Here is a 17,676-nt window from a genome sequence, read left to right on the forward strand (position 1 = left end):
GCGCCGCGCGCCGTCAACGTTCCGGAACCTAGAGGATTCGCTCCATGTCCACCACCGGACTGCCCTTCGACGACATTCGCGATCTGGTGCGCCGTATGCCCGGCCCCGACGTGGCTGCGGTGAACGCCAAGCGCGAGCGCGAGGCGCAATTGACCAAGCCGGCCGGCGCGCTCGGCCGCATGGAGGAGCTGTCGGAGTGGCTGGCCGCCTGGCAGGGGCGCCAGCCGGCGGTGCGGCGCCCGCTGGTCGCGGTCTTTGCCGGCAATCACGGCGTCACCCGGCAGGGCGTGTCGCCCTTCCCGCCCGAGGTGACGGCCCAGATGGTGTCGAACTTCGCGGCCGGCGGCGCGGCGATCAACCAGATCTGCGCGGCCTACGATCTCGGCCTGAAGGTCTTCGACCTGGCGCTGGAAGTGCCGACGAAGGACATCACCGAAGAGGCGGCGATGGACGAGCGCACCTGCGCCGCCACCATGGCCTTCGGCATGGAGGTGCTGGCCGGCGAGCCCGACCTCCTGTGCATCGGCGAGATGGGCATCGGCAACACCACCGTCGCGGCGGCGATCTTCACGGCGCTGTTCGGCGGCGAACCGCGCGATTGGGTCGGCCCCGGCGCGGGACAGGATTCGGCCGGGGTGGAAAAGAAGGCCGAGGTCGTGGCCCGGGCCCTGGCATGCCACGCGGGGCATCTGTCGGATCCGCTGGAGGTGCTGCGGCGCCTCGGCGGACGCGAGATCGCTGCGATGGCCGGTGCGATCCTCGCCGCGCGCATGCAGAAGGTGCCGGTGATCGTCGACGGTTTCGTCTCGACGGCGGCGGCGGCGGTGCTCCACGCCATGGACCCGCAGGCCCTCGATCATTGCCTGTTCGGCCATGTCTCGGCCGAGCCGGGACATATCCGGGCGCTGGAGACCATGAACAAGGTGCCGCTGCTCGCCCTCGGCATGCGGCTCGGAGAGGGCACCGGGGCGGCGCTGGCCGCCGGCATCGTCAAGGCGGCGGCGGAATGCCATTCCGGCATGGCGACCTTCGAGCAGGCGGCGGTCTCGAACCGGGTCTAGGCGCGCGCCAGCTCGCCGGGGCCGATCCCGGCGACGGCCTGTTGTATGGCGTCGCTGGTTTGCATGAGAGCCCGGGCGGCCTCGGCCGTCATGGGGCGGCCGAGGAGATAGCCCTGGGCCGTTCCGCAGCCGAGGTCGAGCAGGCGGGCCAGCTGCTCCTCGCTTTCCACGCCTTCGCCGGTGGTGGCGATCGACAGGTCTTTCGCCATCATGGTGACGGCCCGCAGCACCGCCAGCGAACTGACATCGTCGGGCGCGGAATCGATGAAGCTGCGGTCGATCTTGATCCGGTCGAGATCGAATTCGCGCAGATGCGCCAGCGACGAATAGCCGGTGCCGAAATCGTCCATCGCGATGCGCACGCCGAGGCTGCGCAGGGCGGTCAGGGTCGCATTGATCCGGCGGCCGTCGTCGACCATGGCCGTCTCGGTCAGCTCCAGCTCCAGGCGCTGCGCCGTCAGGCCGTGCTCGGCCAGCGCCCTCGTCACCTGCCGCAGCATGTCGGTCTTGTGCAGCTGGACCGGGGAGACGTTGACGGACACGTAGAGTTCGCCGGGCCAGCGACTGGCCTCGCGGCAGGCTTCGTTCAGCACCCATTCGCCGATCTCGGTGATCAGCCCGGTCTCCTCGGCCAAGGGGATGAAGTCGACGGGCGAGATCAGGCCGAGGGTCGGATGGGTCCAGCGGATCAGCGCTTCGAAGCCGACGAGTTCGCGCGTCGGCAGGTTGAACAGCGGCTGATAATTCAGCGAGAACTGGCCCTCCTTCAGCGCCCGGACCATGTCCATTTCCAGGTCCCGGCGCTTGACCGCATCCTCCATCATGCCGCTTTCGTAGCGCTCGATGCGGTTGCGGCCGTTCTTCTTGGCCTTGTAGAGGGCAAGATCCGCCTGACGGACGACCAGGTCCGGGTCGTCCACGTCGTCGGCCGTGGCGAGGCCGACGCTGCAGCCGATGCTGATGCGGTGCTTGTCGGCCGTGAAGGGGCGCTCGAAGCCCTCGACCACGCGGCGCGCCAGCGTATCGCTGTGTTCGTCGTCGCCCGGCAGGATCGCCAGCTCGTCGCCACCGAGGCGGAAGATCAGATCGTTCGGATCGCAGCAGGCCCGCAGCCGGTCCGCGACCTGGATGAGCAGCGCGTCGCCGACCGGATGGCCGAGCGTGTCGTTGACCGCCTTGAAGCGATCGAGGTCGATCATCACGATGGTGGTCGGCTTGGCCGAATCGAAGCGCGCCTTCAGCTCGTCCTGGAAGCTGCGGCGGTTCGGCAGTCCGGTCAGCGCATCGTGATAGGCCATGTGCGTGATCGTGGCCTGGACCTGCCGGGCCTCTGTCATGTCGTCATAGGTCAGGATCGCGCCGCCGTCGGCCATCGGGCAGCAGGCCACCCCGATGACCCGGCCGTCGGCGAGGTGGTGTTCGACCCGGGTGATGGTGGAGCGGCGCATCCAGACGGTGTGGTTGTCGATCACTCGGTCGATCCGCGCGGCGTCCCAGCCCGCCTTGTGGCCGAAATTGTCGAGGAAGGACGACAGGGCCAGCCCTGAGCGCAATTCGTTCGGGCCGATGCCGAGCAGCTCGTAGGCGCGCTCGTTGTGCAACGTGATGATCCCGTCCGGCCCGACCATGACGAGGCCGTTCGACATGTTCTGGAGCGCCGCCGACAGGACGCGCAGATGCTCCGCCGCGTCAGCTGCCGCCGCCCGCGAGGAGGCGTCCAGCTTCTCGCCGTTCACGGCCAGGATGAAGGCGGTGATGAAGATCATCAGCGCAGCGAGCGCGACGAAGGCCGACAGCGTCACCGGTTCGACGATCCAGACCTCGGCGGCCGGGGCGGCGCTGAGGGTCAGGCCCGCAATCGCGATGAAATGCAGGAAGCAGACGCCCAGCACCATCAGCGTGGCGACGGCGAGGCGCTGCTTGCCACGGGGCGGCATCGACATCGCCGCGGCAAAGAACCCGGCGCCGGCGAAGAGCGAGATCAGCGTGACCAGTGGATCGTAGGCGGCGAGGCACCCCTGCAACGCGCTCATGCCGGTGAAGTGCATGGCACCGACCCCGAGGCCGGCGATTGCGCCGAGCGCCATCCGGGCGGCCCGCGAATGCACGAGGACGGTCGCCGCCAGGGGCAGGCCGACGAACAGGATGCCGACGAACACCGACACGATCGTGACCATGGGATCGTAGCCGAGAATGACGTCGGGCCGGAAGCCGAGCATCGCCACGAAATGGGTCGTCCAGACGCCGAGGCCGGCGACCGCGGCGCTCACCGCCATCCATTTGTAGCGCCGGCCGCCTTCGACCGAACTGGCGCGGTCGAGAATGGTCAGGACGATCGCGGCCATGATGGCGCAGACGACGAGTGCCGTCGCGACGAAACCAAGGGAATGGTCGACGAGAAAGTTCTGCCCAAATGCGGCCAAGGAAACACCTGTCGCCGATATCCGGCCGTTTGGATCGGCAAACCGATCACGACGCTGAAACTAAGACGGCCGGACTTTGCCCTCCCTTCCGTGAAGGAAATGTAAAATTGACAGTAATGACAGGTGGTCAGGCGCGATGGCCGTCGTGCCGGCCGGCGCCCGGAACTCTTCCCTGAACGTGTCGGCATCGGCGGTGCGACGCGCGGCCACTGCACAAAACTGCGGCGGCGGCTTGCAGCGGATGCGGCGCCCAGGTCGCCCCGGTCAGCGCACCACGAAGACGGATGCGGAGGTGTGCGTGGCCAGATGGCCCGCATGGGATGTGAAGAGATGGTCCGGCAGCCCCGGAACATGCGAGGCCATGACCACGAGATCCGCGCCGCATTCGTCGATCGCGTCCAGAAGGGTGCGGCCCAGCTCGACGCTCGGATCGTGGCGGACATAGGCCTTCGACGTCTGCTCGACGCCGTGGTCGCGGGCCTGGCCCGCCGCGAAGGCCTCCAGCTTGCCGGCATATTCCTCCGGCGTATGGGCGACGCCGGACGGCGCGTTGGAGGTCACGCCGACATAGTGCACGGGGATATTGTAGAGGCTGGCGAGACCGGCGGCCGTCTTCAGCGCCTTGTCGAGCTTGTCGACATGGGTGAGGTCCACGGGGATCATGATCCTGGCATACATGGCGGTCTCCTTCGCGTTCGGGCTCCGACCGATATGCGCATGGCGCGGCGGCCGAAGGATTGACGGCGATCAAGTGTCCGTCCGGGTGCTCGCGATGACCCGGACGTGCGTCCGCTGGTCCAAGGTCACATAAGACCCTCGGCCGTCGCGTCGAACCCTCGGGGACGATGGCTCTGTCAGCCGGCGGCGAAGGCGGCCCGCTCGGCGCTGACACAGTCGCGGATGAAGTCGGCGACGGCGGCGATCCGCCGGATGTCGCGGACGCTCTCGTGATAGACCAGCCAGTAGCTGCGATGGATCGTCTCCTCCGGCAGGATGCGCGTGAGCTGGGGGCGGTCGGCGGCCATGAAGCCGTGCAGGATGCCGATCCCGGCGCCGGCCGCCACGGCCTCGGTCTGGCCGATCGCGCTCGACACCTCGTAATGCGCCGGCCAGTGGGCGACGATGTCGGTGTGGTAGGCGAGCCGTGGGCTGTAGAGGAGGTCCTCCACCGCGCCGACGAGACGGTGCCGGCCGAGCTCGGCCAGCGAGGCCGGGGCGCCATGGGCAGCGATGTAGCCGCGTGAGGCATAGAGACCGAGCGCATAGTCGGTGAGCTTGCCGGCGACGAGCCGCCCGGCCTCGGGGCGGGCGACGGTGATCGCGATGTCGGCTTCGCGGCGCGAGATCGAGAAGGCGCGCGGCACCGGCACGAGCTGGACGGTGAGGTCGGGATGGCGTTCGGTCAGCCGCCAGAGGCGGGGGGCGAGGAACGCCGTGCCGAAACCGTCGGGCGTTCCCACCCGCACGGTGCCGGAAAGCGCCAGTTCGGTGGCGCCGATATCGGCACGCGCCGCCAGCATGACCGCTTCCATGCGCTCGGCCTGTTCGAGGAAGTCGCGGCCGGTGGGCGTCAGCTCGCAGCCATTCGGACGCCGGTCGAGAAGCCGGGCGCCGAGGGCCGTTTCGAGCGCCGTCAGCCGCCGGCCAACGGTCGCGTGATTGAGTTCCAGCCGCCGCGCGGCTGCCAGGATCTGGCCGGCCCGCGCCACCGCGAGAAACAGCCTGACATCGTCCCAGTTCACGTCCGTTCCTCTCCAATCCGCGCCCAGGACTTCAATCTACGCACAACGGATGCGCAAAGCGAAGGATTGGCTTTCACTGCCGCCTGCGCGAAGACTGAGGGCAATACCCGCAACAGGAGGAAACCGGATGGAACAGATCGGACATTTCATCGGCGGCAAGCGCGTCGCCGGCACGAGCGGCCGCACGGCCGACGTCTTCAATCCGGCTACCGGCGAGGTCCAGGCCCAGGTCGCGCTGGCAAGCGCCGACGAGCTGACCGCGGCGGTCGCGAATGCCAAGGCGGCGCAGCCGGCCTGGGCGGCGACCAACCCGCAGCGCCGCGCCCGCGTGATGATGAAGTTCGTCGAGCTTCTGAACCGCGACATGGACAAGCTGGCCGAGGTGCTGTCGCGCGAGCACGGCAAGACCATTCCCGACGCCAAGGGCGACGTGCAGCGCGGCCTGGAGGTCGCCGAGTTCTGCATCGGCGCGCCGCATCTCCTGAAGGGCGAGTTCAGCGAGGGTGCCGGCCCCGGCATCGACCTCTATTCGATCCGCCAGGCGCTGGGCGTCGTGGCCGGCATCACGCCGTTCAACTTCCCGGCGATGATCCCGATGTGGAAGTTCGCCCCGGCGATCGCCGCCGGCAACGCCTTCATCCTGAAGCCGTCCGAGCGTGACCCGTCGGTGCCGATCATGCTGGCCGAGCTGATGATTGAGGCCGGCCTGCCGGAAGGCATCCTCAACGTTGTCAACGGCGACAAGGGCGCGGTGGACGCGATCCTCGACGATCCGGACATCCAGGCCATCGGCTTCGTCGGCTCGACGCCGATCGCCCAGTACATCTATTCGCGCGGTTGCGCGAACGGCAAGCGCGTCCAGTGTTTCGGCGGCGCCAAGAACCACATGATCATCATGCCGGACGCCGACATCGACAAGGCGGCCGACGCCCTGATCGGTGCCGGCTACGGCGCGGCCGGCGAGCGCTGCATGGCCGTGTCCGTGGCCGTTCCGGTCGGCAAGGAGACCGCCGACCGCCTGATGGAGAAGCTGATCCCGCGGGTCGAGGCGCTGAAGATCGCGCCCTATACGGCCGGCGACGACGTCGACATGGGACCGCTGGTCACCCGCGAGGCGCAGCAGCGCGTGCTGGGACTCATCGACCGGGGTGTCGAGGAGGGCGCCAAGCTTGCCGTCGACGGCCGCGGCTTCAAGATGCAGGGCTACGAGAACGGCTTCTTCGTCGGCGCCTGCCTGTTCGACGACGTCACCAAGGACATGGACATCTACAAGACCGAGATCTTCGGCCCGGTCCTGTCGGTGGTGCGCGCCAAGGACTATGAGGAAGCGATCGACCTGCCGATGAGCCACGAATACGGCAATGGCGTCTCGATCTACACCCGTGACGGCGACGCCGCCCGCGACTTCGCCAGCCGCATCAATATCGGCATGGTTGGCGTCAACGTGCCGATCCCGGTGCCGCTGGCCTACTACACCTTCGGCGGCTGGAAGGCCTCGGGCTTCGGCGACCTCAACCAGCACGGCCCGGACGCCTTCCGCTTCTACACCCGCACCAAGACGGTCACGAGCCGCTGGCCGTCGGGCATCAAGGACGGTGCCGAGTTCGCCATGCCGGTCATGCGGTAAGGACCGATCCAGACGACAGAATGCAGAACGGGCGCCATCGGCGCCCGTTTTCGCATGTCGGGAAAGACTGTCAGACCGGGCGGCGTGTCTTGAGGATCGGCGTCAGCGGCTCGTCCGGCGTGGCCATGGCGCCGCGTGCGCTCTCGGCGGCCGCCTCGCTGCTGCGCACCGTGACCTTCTGGGCAACGCGCCACCAGTCGAGATAGCGCGCGAGGCCGAAGAGGATCGCGAGACCGGCCAGCACCATGGGCGTGTCGAACCAGATCGACGGTTCCGAACCATGCTTCAGCACCTGGCCGCACAGTGACAGAACGGTGCCGACGGCGAAGACCGGCAGCGAATGGCGCCCCAGCATGGTGAAGATGTTGTCGCGCGAGATGTTGGCGAAGGGCGAGGTCGCCGCGGCATTGGCGAAGAGGTAGCAGATCGCCATCACGTGCAGGAGCCGGGTCAGGCTGACATAGGTCTTGTCGAAGCCGGTGATCAGCACCGGCAGCGGGCTCTGGCCCCAGATCCACCACAGGCCGAAGCGGATGGTCAGGAAGGCCAGCAGCGCATAGGCGAGCGCCAGCGCGTAGAGCCACGGCCGGTACGGCACGGCGACACCGGTCTCGCGGCGGTTCAGGCCGCAATAAAGGCCGAAGGCGAAGATCAGCTGCCAGGAGAACGGATTGAAGAACCAGCCGCCGGGCAGCGGGAAGGCCGGCACGTCAATCGCCCAGACATAGGCCACGATCCACATCAGGACGGCGCCGGCGAGCATCGCGCCGCGGCTGATCTGCGCCAGCGCCAGATGCAGCGGCAGCATCAGCAGGAGCACGCAATACATCGGCAGGATGTTCACATAGCCGAGCTGGTGGCCGAGGCCGGCAACGCCGATCATCGTCTCCATCGGCATGGTGATGAAGGAGCGCAGCCCGATCGTGCGCATCATGTCGCCATAGCCGAGCGCCAGCGCCGCCCAGGAGAAGATGCCGATGGCAGCCACGGTCAGGGTGATGTGGACGAGGTAGAGCACGCCCGCCCGGCGCCACGCCTTCAGCGTCGCCGCGACCCGTTCGCCCGCCAGGAACAGCGGGGCATAGGCATAGGCCGAGGCGAAGCCCGCCAGAAAGACGAACAGTTCGGCCGCGTCGGAGAAGCCGAAATTGCGGGAGGTGAAGTTCTCCCAGACATTGCCCGGGATGTGGTTGACGAAGATCATCGCGAGCGCGATGCCGCGCCAGAAGTCCACCCGGTAATCGCGGGGTGACTTCAAGGCAGTACGGGTGACAGCGGTCATCGTCTCGGGGGCAGCCTCATGCGGGATCGGGCAGCACCGGTGCCACCGACACTGTGGCTTTCTCAAGGTCGCCGCCGGCCGAAAGACGGGCCAGCCGCTCCTGCCAGAGGGCATAGCTGCGGATCACCGGCTCGGGATCGGACTCGAAGGGGGTCTCGAACAGGCGCTGGCGACGCACCCAGTCGCCCAGCGCCGGATTGCCGGTGGCGCTGATCAGGACCGGGGCCGCGACGAGCGGCAGCGCGATCGGCAGGGTCCACAGGACGAGGTTCGGGGCGTAGTTGATCGTGGCGAAGAGCACGAGGCCGCCGGCCAGCACCATCCACCAGCTCGCCTTGAAGGCGGCGTCGAGCGGCAGGCTGCCGTCAGCGCGCTCGGTCGAGGGCCAGCCGGCATCGGCGCCGATCAGGATCTCGGCCACGGCCTTCGACTGGAACATCATCATCACCGGGGCGAGGATGCTGGTCATCACCAGCTCCGCCGTCGCGCCGGCCAGCACAGCGAGCGTCCCGCCGAACCGCCGGCGCCGGGCGGTGAAGGCGCTGCCGACCGCGATCAGCGTCTTGGGCAGAAGCAGCAGCACGAAGATGCCGAAGAGCAGGAGCAGCGCCTTGCCGGTCTCGGGCCGCGGGAACACCGGGAACAGGGAATCGGCCGGGAAATAGTTCGGCTCCGGCGCCAGGATCGGGTCGAGCAGGCTGACGATCAGGAACATCAGCCAGATCGGCGAGGCGGCATAGGCCATGATCCCGCTGGCGAGGGAGACACAGCTCCACAGCTTCAGCCCCGGCGCGGCGAGGAGCTTGCCGTGCTGCAGATTGCCCTGGCACCAGCGGCGGTCGCGCTTGGCATATTCGATGATGTTGGCCGGGGCTTCCTCGTAGGAGCCTTCGAGGTCCGGATCGACCTGCACCTTGTAGCCGGCCCGCGCCAAGAGCGCCGCCTCGACGGAATCATGGCTAAGGATATGGCCGCCGAAGGGCGGACGGCCGTGCAGGTCGGGCAGGCCGCATGACGCCGCGAAGGCACGCACGCGCAGGATGGCGTTGTGGCCCCAGAACGGCCCCTCGCGGCCCTGCAGCACCGCGATGCCGCGCGAGAAGACCGGCGAGAACAGGGCTGCGGAAAACTGTAGCGCACGGCCGAACAGGGTGCGCCGGCCGATGATCAGCGGCTGGGTCTGCAACAGGCCGAGTTCGGGGTCGCCATCCATCCGGGCGGCCATCTCCACCATGGTCTCCGGCCGCATCAGGCTGTCGGCGTCGAGCACCAGCATGTAGTCGTAGGCGCCGCCGCTGGTGGTGACGAAGTCGGCGATGTTGCCGGCCTTGCGGCCGACATTCTTCTCGCGGTTGCGGTAGTAGAGGCGGCCGGCCGCGCCGAGTTCGGATAGCAGCATATCGACGCCGCGCCGTTCGGCGGCGACGTTCTCGGCCCGGGTGGAATCGCTGAGGATGTAGAAGTCGAAGGCATCGAGCCCGCCGATGCTGCGCAGGCCCTCATACATGGCACCGACGCGCGCCAGCACAGCCTCCGCGTCCTCGTTGTAGACGGGAACAAGGATGGCGGTGCGGCTGACATGGCCGGGCAGCGCCCGGCGGCGCGGCGGCGCGCCGGACGACATGATGCCGGCCAGCGCCATGTTGAAGCCCCAGGCGAGCCAGAGGCAGCACAGCACGAGCAGGCTGATCTGCACGATGTGCAGATAGGTCACCCCGTTCACCGTCACGACGATGAAGAACAGCGAAGCTGCGATCGCCGCCAGCACGACGGAGGCCAGGGCGAAGAGAAGACGCTGAGCCGTGATCAACGCGGTGTCCGTCGGTGAGATGGTGCCACGGCCCGGATCACACCGGGCCGTTCAGGCATGGTGATCAATTGCGGTCGGCGGAAAGGCGGCCGAGCGAGATCGTCGGGAAGCGCAGCGGCCGGCCAGTCAGCGGCTGGATCGGCATTGTCAGCCGCGCCACGGGCGGCGGGACGGCGACCGTGCGCACGAAGGCCAGCGACGCCGCATCGCCCTGCATGGCAGCGGCCAGCACGCGTTCGGCATCGTCGGCGCGTCCGCTCGCGGCAAGGCGCGTGCGCACGGCGTCCAGTACGACATCGTCGTCCAGATCGGCCCGGCCGATCAGCCGGCCGGCATTGGTCTCCTGCATGGAGCGGCGGTCTTCCGTTGCAAAAACGGTCATGTCCTGTTCGTCCATTGATAGAGCCACGTCTCACTGACAATGCGCTGCAGCATCGAAAGTTTCACGCGAAGTTCAGCAGGCTGTGAATCGGTCTTCTCGAGTTCCAGGGCGACGCGCCAGCCGCCATTGGGCAGCCGCGCGATTCCCGAATGGATCAGCCGGGTGTTGTCCGGCACGTCGATCAGGGGCTCGATCTGGGCATCAGCGGGCAGCTTGGCAATGCTGCCGCCCTCGAAATTGATGGCGATGCGATGGGTCGACAGGTCGGCATCCGCCGCGTTGCCGCCGACGCCGATGAAGGTGCCGGTGACCTTGGCCTGGTTGTCCTCGGGCTCGACGTCGAGGCCCCAGTGCATCCGGTAGCTGAACTCCATCGCGCCGCCGGCTTCGGCCTTGGCCTCGGGCACCCAGAAGGCGACGATGTTGTCGTTGGCTTCCGAATCCGTCGGGATCTCGACGAGCTCGACGGTACCCTTGCCCCAGTCGCCCAGCGGCTCGATCATCAGCGACGGCCGCAGTTCGTACCGGGCCTCGATGTCCTCGTAATGGGAGAAGTCGCGATCGCGCTGCAGGAGGCCGAAGCCGCGCGGACTGGTCTCCTGGAAATAGGACATCGCCAGGTTTTCGGGGTTCTTCAGCGGCCGCCACAGCTTCTCGCCATCGGCCCGGCGAATGCACAGGCCGTCGCTGTCATGGACCTCGGGGCGGAAGTCGTCGCGACCGAAGCGGTCGTTCTCGCCGAAAGTGTACATGGATGTCAGCGGCGCGATGCCGACGCGGTTGACGTCGGTGCGGAAGAACAGCCGGGTGGTCACGTCGATGGTGGTCTGCGGGCCCGGCGTGATCAGGAAGGAATAGGCGCCGGTGAGGCTCGGGCTGTCGAGCTCCGCCATCAGCCGGATGCGCGAATCGCCCGGCTTCGGCGCGTCGATGTAGAAGGCGCTGAAACGCGGGAATTCCTCGGTCTCGCTGGTCGCCGTGTTGATGGCGAGGCCGCGCGCCGACAGCCCGTAGCGGGTGCCGGTGCCCAGCGCGCGGAAATAGCTCGCGCCCAGGAAGGTCACCAGCTCGTCGAAATAGTCCGGCCGTTCGATCGGCGCATGGATCCGGAACCCGGCGACGCCGTCCAGCGGCAGGTCCTGGAATTTCGAGGGATCCAGCGGCGGCCGGTATTCGAAGTCCGACGGCGCGAAATCGTGGCGATTGTAGACGCCATTCTGCCCGACGAAGACCTTGGTTGTCTCCTTGAACACCCAGCCTGGATAGAAGGCCTGCAGGTGGAACTCCACCGGCTCGGCGCGCCACAGGGCGTGGTCCGGCCGGAAGCGGATCGCCCGGTGCTCGTCGTAATTGAGGTCGAGGATTTCCTGCGGCAGCTCGTTGGCCGGCGCGCTGTAGGATTCCCCGGCGCGCTGCTGCATGCGCGCGGCCAGCTCATCGAAGGTGAACGGCGCATCGGGCGCGCCGACGGTTGCCGGCTGGCGGGCCGGCGGCGTGGGAGCCTCCGTCTCCTGGGCAAAGCCCGGACGGGGCAGAAGCGCTGCGAGGGTGAGGGCCACACCTGTCTTCAGCGCGGTACGGCGGGACGCAAAACTCTTGTGATTCACGGGCTGCTTGTGAGTTTGAGAACAGACACGAAGGCGTGAGCATAGGCACAATTGCGGCGATTACATAGCCGCCGCGCACAGGCTTGTAGGCCCGGATGATGAACGCTTCCTGACGAGGGCAGGGCGTGTGTCAGCCGGCGGAAAAACGGTAGAGGCTGTGATGGCGATAGGTCTCGCTCGGCCGCAGGATCGTCTGGGGAAACTCGGGCCGATTGGGCGAATCCGGCCAGCCCTGCGGCTCCAGCGCCAGGGCCGAGCGGCTGCCGATCGGCACCCCGCCATGGCCCATGATCGAGCCATCCAGCTTGGCGCCGTCATAGACCTGCAGGCCGGGCTCGGTGGTAGAGAGCGCCAGGGTGATGCCGCTCGCCGCGCCCGCGAGCCGGGCGGCAAGGCGCGGCGCGGCCTCCGGCGCATCGGCCAGGCAGAAATTGTGGTCGAGCGGATCGGGGGCCTCGCCCACCAGCCGGCCCGCGCCGAAGTCGAACGGTGTGTCCGCCACCGGTGCAATCGCCCCGGTTGGAAGCGCCGCGGCGTCGATCGGCAGATAGCGATCCGCCGTCAGCGTCAGCCGGTGGCCGCGAATGTCGTCGCTGCCGTCGAGATTGAAGTAGAAATGCGTCGTCAGATTCACCGGGGTCGGGCGATCGCTGGTCGCCTCGTAGCTCACCGACAGCGTCTGGTCCGGCAGGATCGCGAAGCGGGCGGTGATGTCGACGGTCCCGGGATAGCCCTCGTCGCCATCGGCCGACACGAGGCTCAGGGTCAGCGCGTCCGGGGCGCGCTCGACGATGGTCCAGATGCGCGTCGAGAAGCCCTTCGGACCGCCATGCAGATGATTGGGCGGGTCGTTGCGGGCAAGCTGGGAGCCCCGGCCGTCAATGGTGAAGCGACCTTCGCCGATCCGATTGGCGAAGCGGCCGATGGTGGCGCCGAGATATTCGCGGTTGCCGGCGGTGTAATGCTCGGGGTCGGCGGCGCCGACGACCAGCGAATGGGCAAATCCGTCGAGGTGAACGGCCCGGACCGCTGCGCCGGCTGTCGCGATCTCGGCGCTGAGGCCGCCGCCGGCAATCGTCACGAACTCGCTCATCGGCATTGTCCCCTCCGCTGCCGCAAGCCGGCGATCGCGGAATAGGCAGTGCCGGGGCGCGCGTCAATCGAGCGCCCGCGTGGCAGCCGCGCGCCTAGCGCAGGCGTCGCAGCTTCTGGGTGAGGATATCGCCGGTGCGCGTCAAGGAACTCTGCAGCACCTGCAACTCGTCCTGCGTCAGGGACTGGGCGAGGTCGATCTCGAGCCGCTGCCAGACGTTCCGTACGGTCGCCTGCACCCGCTCGCCATCCGGGGTCAGCTGCACCATCGTGCGGCGCGCATCGGCACTGTTGGCCGAGCGGGCGACGAGCCCCTTCTCGATCAACCGGTCCAGCATCTTGGACACCGTCGAGGGTCGCACCGAAAGCTGTTCGGCCAGCGCCGACACGCTGACCGGGGCAAGGGGATCGAGACGGTCGAGGAGCTGGTCCTGGCCGGGGTGCAGTCCGATATCGGCAAGAAGCAGGGCGAGAAAGGCCCGGGTGGACTTGGCGATCGACAGGAGCGACGGCACGATCACCGGCGTCATCATCGTCGAAGGATCGGTGTGGACCGATGCTGTTGTCTGTGTGTTCGTATCCATGATCCCGGTTAACCGTTAGCCGAGGGCCGGTCCTTAAACTGCTATATTCTTCGCACGAAAAAGACAGCCATACATAGTATCCGCAAGGCTGGCAGTTCGTGGCGCGCGACGGGCGGCCGGCACGGCCCGAACGTTGCTGACGCGGGGTCCGCGGTGTTTCTCGAACGAGAAATTCCGCGATCGGTTCCCGGTGAACAATGGTCTCGCCACGCCGAATCGGGCATCAGTCCACAACCGGAGCGCGTCGTCGGTCGACGTGCGGCACAGAGGAGCGGGACGCATGCCCGACGTCAGGGTCATCTGCGCGATCGGCCGGAGCGGACAACTCGGCCTCGATGGCGGCATGCCGTGGGAGGGGCGTCCCGAGCGCGTCTACACCGAGGATGTCGAGCGCTTTTTCGAGATCACCCGCGGTCATGTGCTGATCGCCGGGCCGAAGACCGTTGCCTCCTTCCCGGACTTCGCCCGCAAGGACCGCACCATCGTGGAAATCCGCTCGGCCGACGATCCCCAGACGGTACTGGAGAGCTTCGGCGAGCGGGTGGTCTATATCGGCGGCGGCCCGGCGGTCTGGGACGTCTATGCGCGCTATGTGCGCCACTGGGACATCAACACGCTGCCCTATGACGGCGAGGCCGATACCTGGTTCGATCCGGCCTGGCTCCTGGCCGGCGGTACCACGCAGCGCTGAGGCGGGCGGCTCGGTTCAGCCGGGCAGCACCGCTCCGCGCTCGCGCGGATCGACGCCGCATTCCTCCGCGATGGCAGCGCAGAGCCCTTCCATCAGCGCGCGCAATATCGGGGCCGGCATGGCCGGCGCCGGCCCATCGAGGCTGGCCGGCGCGACGAGGCGCAGGCTGTTGGTGAGGACGATCTGACCCGCCGCGAGATCGGGGAGCGTCAGGGGCCTTTCGACCGCCGACATGCCGAACGCGCCGGCATTGTCGAGGATCCAGCCCCGCACGATGCCGTCGAGGACGCCGTCGTCGCGTGGCGGCGTGACGATCTCGGTCCCCGCCAGGACGAAGACATTCGCCAGCGCCGAACAGGCGACACGGGCCGCCCCGTTGAGGAACAGCGCCTCGTCGGCGCCGGCCTGCCTTGCGGCATGGTTGGCAAGGACGCTGTCGAGATAGGCCAGCGATTTGACCCGCGCCGTCGGCGAGGTCTCGTTGCGGCGGATATCAGAGACCTGAAGCCGCAGCGGCGCGAACATCATCGCGGCGGCGAGCGGCGCCGTGGTGCCGATCAGCGTCGGCTGCGGATCGGCGGGAAAGGCGAGGCCGCGTGCGCCGGGGCCGCGGGTCAGCGTCAGGCGGATCGCCCCGTCGCCGCGTCGCTCGGCCAGCGCCGTCATCGCCAGTTCAAGCGCCGCGCGGTCCGCCGGAATGGCGAGGCTGGCCGCTGCGGCCATCAGCCGGTCGAGATGAGCCTGTTGGCGAAACACCCTGCCGCCGAGAACCAGCGACGTGTCGAACACCCCGTCGGCAAGGGTCAGGCCGCGGTCGTTCGCGGCAACGGCACCGGGGGCCGGCGCAAAGCCGCCGTCAATCCAGATCTCGTCCACGCCAACGCTCCGCCAGGGACAGGAAATTCTCGAAGATCCGCTCGCCGCGATCGGTCAAAACGGATTCGGGGTGGAACTGGATGCCCCAGGTCGGGTGCGTGTGGTGCGACAGGGCCATGATCTCGCCCTCGTCCGAACGGGCGTCGATGGCGAGGTGATCGCGCATCGCCGGCGTTTCCTCGACGATCAGCGAATGATAGCGCCCGACCATGGTCGGTTGTGGCAATCCGTCGAAGAGGTTCGCCGCGTCATGGGCGATCCGCGAGGCGCGGCCGTGCATGGGCTTGAGGGCCCGGGTCACGGTGCCGCCAAAGGCCTCGCCGATGACCTGATGGCCGAGGCAGACGCCGAGGATCGGCACGCGGCCGGACAATTGCCGCACCAGGTCGAGCGAGATGCCGGCCTCGCGCGGCGAACAGGGCCCTGGCGAGATGATCACCGCCGATGGCGCGAGCGCGTCGATCTCCGGCAGTGTGACGGCATCGTTGCGCACGACCTCGATGGCGCCGCCCAGCCGTTCGAGATAGCGGGCGACGTTGAAGACGAAGCTGTCGTAATTGTCGACGACGAGGATCATCGCGGATTGTCCTTCGCACCGTTCCCGTCGTCCGCGTCGAAGGCCGCGAAGACGCGGGTCGCCTTGGTGAAGGTCTCCTCGTATTCGGCCGCAGGGTCCGACAGGACGGTGATGCCGCCACCGGCCGACAGCCGCGCCGTGCCGGCCTCGAAGCTGACGGTGCGGATGGCGATGTTGAGGTCCATCGCCCCGTCGAAGCCGAGATAGCCGATGGCGCCGCAATAGGGGCCACGGGCGGTGTTCTCGATCTCGGTGATGATGTCCATGGCCCGGATTTTCGGCGCGCCGGTGATCGAGCCGCCCGGAAAGGTCGCCGCAATGAGGTCGCCGGCGGACCGGCCCGGCCGAAGTGTTCCGGTCACCACCGAAACGAGGTGATGGACCGAAGCATAGCTTTCGAGGCCGCACAGCACCGGCACCTCCACGGATTCGGCCGTGCAGACGCGGGAGATGTCGTTGCGCAGGAGATCGACGATCATGACGTTCTCGGCCCGGTCCTTCTCCGAGGCCAGCAACGCCTCTGCCAGGGCGCGGTCTTCCTCCGGGTCAGCGGAGCGCTTCGCCGTGCCCTTGATCGGGCGGGTTTCCACCGTGTCACCGTCGCGTTTCAGGAAGCGCTCCGGCGAGGAGGACGCGATGGCGAGGCCCTCATGCTCCAGATAGGCGCCGAAGGGCGCGGCATTGGTCCGGCGCAGCCGCAGATAAAGGGCGAAGGGATCGAAGGCGTCGGGGAGCCCGGCGGTGAAGGTCTGGGCGACATTGGCCTGGTAGATGTCGCCGGCCAGGATGTAGTCGCGCACCTTCTGGATCGCCGCCCGGTAGTCGTCGGCAAAGAAATTGGAGCGCCAGTCGAGGCCGCCCGGCCGTGCGCCTGTGCCGAGCGCCGGCGCCTCGGTCTCCAGCGCGGCCCGGAAGCGGGCGATGCGCGCCCGGGCCGGGGCGTCGTCGCTTTCGCCGGCCCGGCGCGCGCCGATCACGAAGGCGCGGTCGGCTTCGTGGTCGAAGGCGAGAACCGTATCGTAGAGATCGAAGCGCAGGCTGGGCTTGGCTGGGTCGAGATCGGCCGGCGCGGCGAGCGTTTCCAGATGCCGGGCGAATTCGTAACCGATGAAGCCGATGGCACCGCCCTGGAAAGGCGGCAGATCGGGATGCGTTTCCTGGCGATGCGCGGCGAGGACCGCGTCGAGTGCCGCCAGGGGCGGGCCGTCGAGGCGGTGCCCATCGAGCATCGCACCGCCCGCATCCACCGTGAACGCGGCGAAGGGCGCGGCGGCGACATAGGAATAGCGCCCCAGCGTTTCGTGGCGCATGGCGCTGTCGAGAAACGCCAGGCCGCCGAGGGACCTCAGCCGGGCCGCTGCGATCTGCGGCGCAAGGGGAGCGATCTCGTCATACACCATCCCCGGCAGATGCCCTGATCTCCGGCGCGCCGTCAAACCGGTTTCGCGGCCTCGACCCGGCCGCCCTGTCGCAGCTCGTCCGGCTTCGGACCGGGCCACTGGCGCGGCGGCCCATCGGCGCCATCTATCCGGCCAGCTTGCCTCTGATTCGGAGATCCAGGATGCGATCCGCCCTTCTTCTGGTTGCCGTCCTTGCCGGCATTGCCGGCTGCAACAGCACCGCCCCCTATCCCAACGGCTCGCCCATCGTCGGCGCGCGGGTGTCGGCCAATGAGAACCCCCGCGGTTCCGAAGCCTTCTGCCGCCAGTATGCCCGTCAGACCGCCGGCAACAGCTACGAGAACCGCATCGATCGCGGGGAGGACGGGTTCGGCGTGCGCGCGCTGACCCGCCAGCGGGCGCTCGACCAGGGCGAGGCCGCCTATCGCCGCTGCCGGGCCGGCCGCACGGACTGACAACGGTCGCGCCGCCGTCCCGACGGAACGGCGTGTGGAGGCCGTCCGCCGCGCCCCTTGTGCATCG

The 17,676-nt window shown here is 68.2% G+C and carries 16 protein-coding genes; 4 read left to right on the forward strand and 12 right to left on the reverse strand.

Translation table 11 applies throughout. The annotated features are described in order from the left end of the window. Positions 1-44: 44 nt before the first annotated feature. On the forward strand, positions 45-1,061 hold the full coding sequence (gene cobT / locus H536_RS0105025) for a nicotinate-nucleotide--dimethylbenzimidazole phosphoribosyltransferase (protein WP_024349427.1): 1,017 nt from the start codon (positions 45-47) through the stop codon (positions 1,059-1,061). Here cobT and H536_RS0105030 read toward each other — a convergent pair. The 3 genes from H536_RS0105030 to H536_RS0105040 form a co-directional block, all read right to left on the reverse strand. Further along, positions 1,058-3,484, reverse strand: coding sequence for an EAL domain-containing protein (locus tag H536_RS0105030; protein ID WP_024349428.1), 2,427 nt, complete (start codon positions 3,482-3,484; stop codon positions 1,058-1,060). The genes cobT and H536_RS0105030 overlap by 4 nt on opposite strands. Before the next feature lie 264 nt (positions 3,485-3,748). Beyond that, entirely contained in the window at positions 3,749-4,162 is a 414-nt protein-coding gene (locus H536_RS0105035) for a universal stress protein (protein WP_024349429.1), read from the reverse strand. Positions 4,163-4,338: 176 nt separating this feature from the next. Continuing rightward, complete coding sequence (locus H536_RS0105040) at positions 4,339-5,226, reverse strand: LysR family transcriptional regulator (protein ID WP_024349430.1); 888 nt, start codon at positions 5,224-5,226, stop codon at positions 4,339-4,341. A 127-nt stretch (positions 5,227-5,353) separates the two neighbouring features. On the opposite strand from H536_RS0105040, the gene H536_RS0105045 reads away from it, so the two are divergent. Beyond that, the gene (locus H536_RS0105045; RefSeq protein ID WP_024349431.1) at positions 5,354-6,853 is read left to right on the forward strand and encodes a CoA-acylating methylmalonate-semialdehyde dehydrogenase; all 1,500 of its coding nucleotides are present in this window, start codon (positions 5,354-5,356) and stop codon (positions 6,851-6,853) included. A 70-nt stretch (positions 6,854-6,923) separates the two neighbouring features. Here H536_RS0105045 and H536_RS0105050 read toward each other — a convergent pair whose 3' ends face one another. The 6 genes from H536_RS0105050 to H536_RS0105075 all read right to left on the reverse strand — a co-directional run bounded on the left by H536_RS0105050 (position 6,924) and on the right by H536_RS0105075 (position 13,610). Beyond that, positions 6,924-8,111 carry an OpgC family protein gene (locus H536_RS0105050; RefSeq protein WP_244495359.1) on the reverse strand — a complete coding sequence of 396 codons (1,188 nt, stop codon included), beginning with the start codon at positions 8,109-8,111 and terminating at the stop codon, positions 6,924-6,926. Positions 8,112-8,151: 40 nt separating this feature from the next. Continuing rightward, positions 8,152-9,945, reverse strand: coding sequence for a glucans biosynthesis glucosyltransferase MdoH (mdoH, locus tag H536_RS0105055; protein ID WP_024349433.1), 1,794 nt, complete (start codon positions 9,943-9,945; stop codon positions 8,152-8,154). A 64-nt stretch (positions 9,946-10,009) separates the two neighbouring features. Next, positions 10,010-10,327 carry a hypothetical protein gene (locus tag H536_RS0105060; protein ID WP_024349434.1) on the reverse strand — a complete coding sequence of 106 codons (318 nt, stop codon included), beginning with the start codon at positions 10,325-10,327 and terminating at the stop codon, positions 10,010-10,012. Further along, a complete protein-coding gene (locus H536_RS0105065; protein ID WP_024349435.1) occupies positions 10,324-11,886 on the reverse strand; it encodes an OpgD/OpgG family glucan biosynthesis protein in 1,563 nt (520 codons plus the stop codon). The genes H536_RS0105060 and H536_RS0105065 overlap by 4 nt, the downstream gene beginning before the upstream one ends. A gap of 178 nt (positions 11,887-12,064) precedes the next feature. Further along, complete coding sequence (locus tag H536_RS0105070; protein ID WP_162142648.1) at positions 12,065-13,027, reverse strand: aldose epimerase family protein; 963 nt, start codon at positions 13,025-13,027, stop codon at positions 12,065-12,067. Positions 13,028-13,121: 94 nt separating this feature from the next. Continuing rightward, a complete protein-coding gene (locus tag H536_RS0105075) occupies positions 13,122-13,610 on the reverse strand; it encodes a MarR family winged helix-turn-helix transcriptional regulator (RefSeq protein ID WP_029702777.1) in 489 nt (162 codons plus the stop codon). A gap of 280 nt (positions 13,611-13,890) precedes the next feature. On the opposite strand from H536_RS0105075, the gene H536_RS0105080 reads away from it, so the two are divergent. After that, a complete protein-coding gene (locus H536_RS0105080; protein ID WP_024349438.1) occupies positions 13,891-14,301 on the forward strand; it encodes a dihydrofolate reductase in 411 nt (136 codons plus the stop codon). Between the two features lie 15 nt (positions 14,302-14,316). On the opposite strand, the gene H536_RS0105085 is transcribed toward H536_RS0105080, so the two are convergent. The 3 genes from H536_RS0105085 to pabB are packed head-to-tail and all read right to left on the reverse strand — an operon-like array spanning position 14,317 to position 17,154. Then, positions 14,317-15,177: an aminotransferase class IV gene (locus tag H536_RS0105085; RefSeq protein ID WP_024349439.1), complete on the reverse strand. Its 861-nt coding sequence runs from the start codon at positions 15,175-15,177 to the stop codon at positions 14,317-14,319. Next, positions 15,158-15,754, reverse strand: a complete 597-nt coding sequence (locus tag H536_RS0105090; RefSeq protein ID WP_024349440.1) for an anthranilate synthase component II — start codon at positions 15,752-15,754, stop codon at positions 15,158-15,160. Before H536_RS0105090 ends, H536_RS0105085 begins: the two co-directional genes overlap by 20 nt. Further along, positions 15,751-17,154 (reverse strand): aminodeoxychorismate synthase component I, encoded by a 1,404-nt coding sequence (gene pabB, locus H536_RS0105095; RefSeq protein WP_024349441.1) that lies wholly within the window; start codon positions 17,152-17,154, stop codon positions 15,751-15,753. Before pabB ends, H536_RS0105090 begins: the two co-directional genes overlap by 4 nt. 161 nt (positions 17,155-17,315) lie before the next feature. Between pabB and H536_RS0105100 the strand changes: the two genes are divergently transcribed. Further along, entirely contained in the window at positions 17,316-17,609 is a 294-nt protein-coding gene (locus H536_RS0105100) for a hypothetical protein (protein ID WP_024349442.1), read from the forward strand. Positions 17,610-17,676: the final 67 nt, after the last annotated feature.

It is taken from the genome of Aurantimonas coralicida DSM 14790 (assembly GCF_000421645.1).
Classification (GTDB): domain Bacteria; phylum Pseudomonadota; class Alphaproteobacteria; order Rhizobiales; family Rhizobiaceae; genus Aurantimonas; species Aurantimonas coralicida.